This is a genomic window from Rhizobium sp. PDO1-076 (assembly GCF_000247475.1).
Taxonomy (GTDB): domain Bacteria; phylum Pseudomonadota; class Alphaproteobacteria; order Rhizobiales; family Rhizobiaceae; genus Allorhizobium.
Map to the genome: position 1 here is coordinate 1 of NZ_AHZC01000187.1, position 3,239 is coordinate 3,239.

3 protein-coding genes and 1 pseudogene are annotated in these 3,239 nt (G+C 63.8%); 3 read left to right on the forward strand and 1 reads right to left on the reverse strand.

Annotated elements, in window-relative coordinates; genetic code table 11:
- The 3 genes from PDO_RS11685 to PDO_RS11695 form a co-directional block, all read left to right on the forward strand.
- Positions 1-806 (forward strand): ATP-binding cassette domain-containing protein (locus PDO_RS11685; RefSeq protein WP_009109663.1); only part of this gene is annotated, 806 nt, incomplete at its 5' end.
- Between the two features lie 39 nt (positions 807-845).
- A complete protein-coding gene (locus PDO_RS11690; protein ID WP_009109664.1) occupies positions 846-2,282 on the forward strand; it encodes a M20 family metallopeptidase in 1,437 nt (478 codons plus the stop codon).
- Complete coding sequence (locus tag PDO_RS11695) at positions 2,282-2,908, forward strand: SGNH/GDSL hydrolase family protein (RefSeq protein ID WP_009109667.1); 627 nt, start codon at positions 2,282-2,284, stop codon at positions 2,906-2,908. Before PDO_RS11690 ends, PDO_RS11695 begins: the two co-directional genes overlap by 1 nt.
- A gap of 70 nt (positions 2,909-2,978) precedes the next feature.
- On the opposite strand, the pseudogene PDO_RS11700 reads toward PDO_RS11695, so the two are convergent.
- Positions 2,979-3,239 (reverse strand): annotated as a pseudogene (locus tag PDO_RS11700) (hypothetical protein); the annotation flags it as partial.

The window sequence follows — 3,239 nt, forward strand, 5'->3', positions numbered from 1 at the left end:
CACTCGGCGAGGTCGCGTCGCCGCTGATCGAGGCAAAGAATGTCGCCGTGACATTTTCCGGCGCTGGCAACATGTTCAGCGCCGCCGAAAAGAAGCTCGCCGTGAAAGGCGTCTCGCTGGCGGTGCGTCCCGGCGAGGTCGTGGCCGTGGTCGGGGGCTCAGGCTCCGGCAAGACCACGCTCGGCCGCGCCATGCTGGGCCTGCTGCCGCTGTCGGGTGGCGAGGTACTGTTCCGCAATCGCACGATGACGGGGGCGGACAAGACAACCGCACGGGACTATCGCCTGTCCTGCCAGCTGGTGTTCCAGGATCCCTATTCCTCGCTCGATCCGCGCCAGAAGATTGCCGATATCGTCGCTGAACCGCTGCGTCACGGGCCGGCTCTCAGCCGCGCCGAAAAAGCCGAGCGCGTCAGGGACATGCTTCATGAGGTGGGCCTTGCCGGGCTCGGCGAACGTTATCCCCATGCTCTGTCCGGCGGCCAGCGGCAGCGTGTCGCCATTGCCCGCGCCGTCATTCGCAATCCGGCCTTCGTCGTCGCCGACGAGCCGGTTTCCGCCCTCGACATGACGATCCAGAAACAGGTGCTCGACCTGTTCCGCAAGCTGCAGGAGGACCATGGCTTCGCCTGCATGTTCATCTCCCACGATCTCGGCGCGGTGTCGCGCGTCGCCGACCGCGTCGTCGTCATGCAAAATGGCCTGATCGTCGAGGAGGGCAGCGTCGGGGCGGTGCTCGACAATCCGCAGCATGCCTATACGCGGGCGCTGATCGAGGCGACGCCGACGCTTGGCATAGCGGCGTGAGGCAGGGTCGAGGCGGAGCACATAGAAGAGGATGGTAATATGAGGAATGCCGACGCCGTCTGGGCGATCGTCGATCAAAAGAGCCCTGCCTTTTTCGAGCTGAGCGACCGCGTGTGGGACACGCCGGAGACCAATTACGAAGAGCACCGCTCGGTGGCCGAACATCTGCTGCAGCTGGAAGCGGAAGGTTTCCGCGTAGAACGCAACATTGCCGGCATCCCGACCGCCGTCATGGGCGAGGCGGGCGAAGGCGGCCCAGTCATCGCCATCCTGGGCGAATACGACGCCCTGCCGGGCCTCAGCCAGGAAGCCGGCGTGGCCGAGGAGCGCCCGCTGATCTCCGGCGGCAACGGCCATGGCTGCGGACACAACCTGCTCGGCTCCGGCTCGATGCTGGCCGCCGCGGCGGTGAAGGATTATCTCGCCGTGAACGGCCTCGAGGGACGCGTGCGCTATTATGGCTGTCCGGCAGAGGAAGGTGGTTCGTCCAAGGGGTTCATGGTCCGCGCCGGCGTGTTCGATGATGTCGATATCGCCATTTCCTGGCATCCCGCGGCCTTCAGCGGCGTCAACAATCCGATTTCACTGGCCTGCAGCGAGATGAATTTTCATTTCTCCGGGCGCGCCTCCCATGCCGCGGCCACGCCGCATCTGGGTCGCAGTGCTCTCGATGCCGTCGAGCTGATGAATGTCGGCGTCAACTACATGCGCGAGCACATGCCCACCACCGCCCGCGTCCATTATGCCATCACCGATGCCGGTGGATCGGCGCCGAATGTGGTGCAGGCACGCGCGACGGTGCGCTACCTCGTGCGGGCGCGAAGCCTGCCGGAGCTTCTGGCGCTGGTGGCACGGGTTCGCAAGATCGCCGAGGGCGCGGCGCTGATGACCGAGACGGTGATGCGCCAGGAGATCGTCTCCGGCGAAGCCAACCTGATGGGCAATGCACCGCTGGAAGAATGCATGCATGGCCAGCTGGAACGTCTCGGCCCGGCGGTGTTCGACGACAGTGACAAGGCGATCGCGCGGAAATTCCAGGCGACATTCCTGCCGGAGGACATCAGTTCTTCCTATGCAAGGTTTCATCTGAAACCGAAAAAAGACGAGCCGCTCTGCGACCTGATCGTGCCGCTCTATGCCGGTGACGGATCGATGGTCGGTTCCACCGATGTCGGCAGCGTCAGCTGGGTGGTGCCAACAGTGCAGATGCGCGGCGCGACCTACGCGATCGGAACACCCGGCCATTCCTGGCAACTGGTCGCCCAGGGCAAGCTGCCGGCCGCCCACAAGGGCATGGCGCACGCTGCCAAGGTCATCGCCGGTACGGCAATCGAACTGATCCTCAATCCCACGCTGATCGCAGCAGCAAAGGCCGACCAACGCGCACGCCTCGATGGCAATCCCTTCGTGAACCCCATTCCGGACGATGTCATGCCGCCCATTCCTCCAGCGTCCAGCGGGTCTGGCAAGGCATAATGGTCCGCGAGGTGCTTGCCTTCGGCGACAGCCTCACCTGGGGCGTCGACCCTGGTACAGGGCGGCACCCTTTCGCGGATCGCTGGACCTCCATCCTGGAAAGCATGGACGGCGACATGCGTGTGATTGCCGAGGGGCTGCCGGGAAGGACGACCTGCTTCGACGATCATGATGGTCCCGCCGACCGAAACGGCGCGAGTATCCTGCCGGTGCTGTTGGCCAGCCATTCTCCCCTTGATACCGTCATCATCATGCTGGGCACCAACGACCTGAAACCGCATCTCTGCGGCAAGGCCGAGGGCGCTGCCAAAGGTATCGAACGGCTTGTCGAAATCGTCGTGACTTTTCCGTATGGCCATGGTCGTCCACCGCCCAATTTGCTGCTGGTCAGCCCACCGCATTTCCGCAAGCCCGCCACACCCGACGGAGTTCTGTCAGGCGGACGCAGCATCGCGGAGTCACGCAAGCTTGCCGGCCTTTATGCCGCAATCGCTGCCCGGTGGGGATGCGGTTTTTTTGAGGCCGCCACGGTTGCGGAAGCATCCCTGAAAGACGGAATCCATCTTGACGCCCAAAACACACGGGCAGTCGGTGCGGCCATCTCTTCATTGCTCGGGACACATTGAGCCAATCGGAACCACGTCATCAGAAACTGCAAGCACCGAAAGCAGGAAGCCGCGGGCCAAAGGGAAACTTTTAACCGGGCGGCATCATCGGCACCGGTGATTGTCTCGATCCGCATGCCGACAGGGGCAGGCACAAGGGCGTGCCGTCGACCGGATGGGGAATCACCATCGCATCGATGCCAAAAACCGACCTGATCAAGTCCGGTTTCAGCAGTTCGGCGGGCCTGCCAGCCGCATGGATGCCGCCGTCGGCCACGGCGATGATGTGATGGACCGGCATACTGCGCGGCGTGATTGAGATCGTGAACGACCATGACGATGGTCCGTCCGC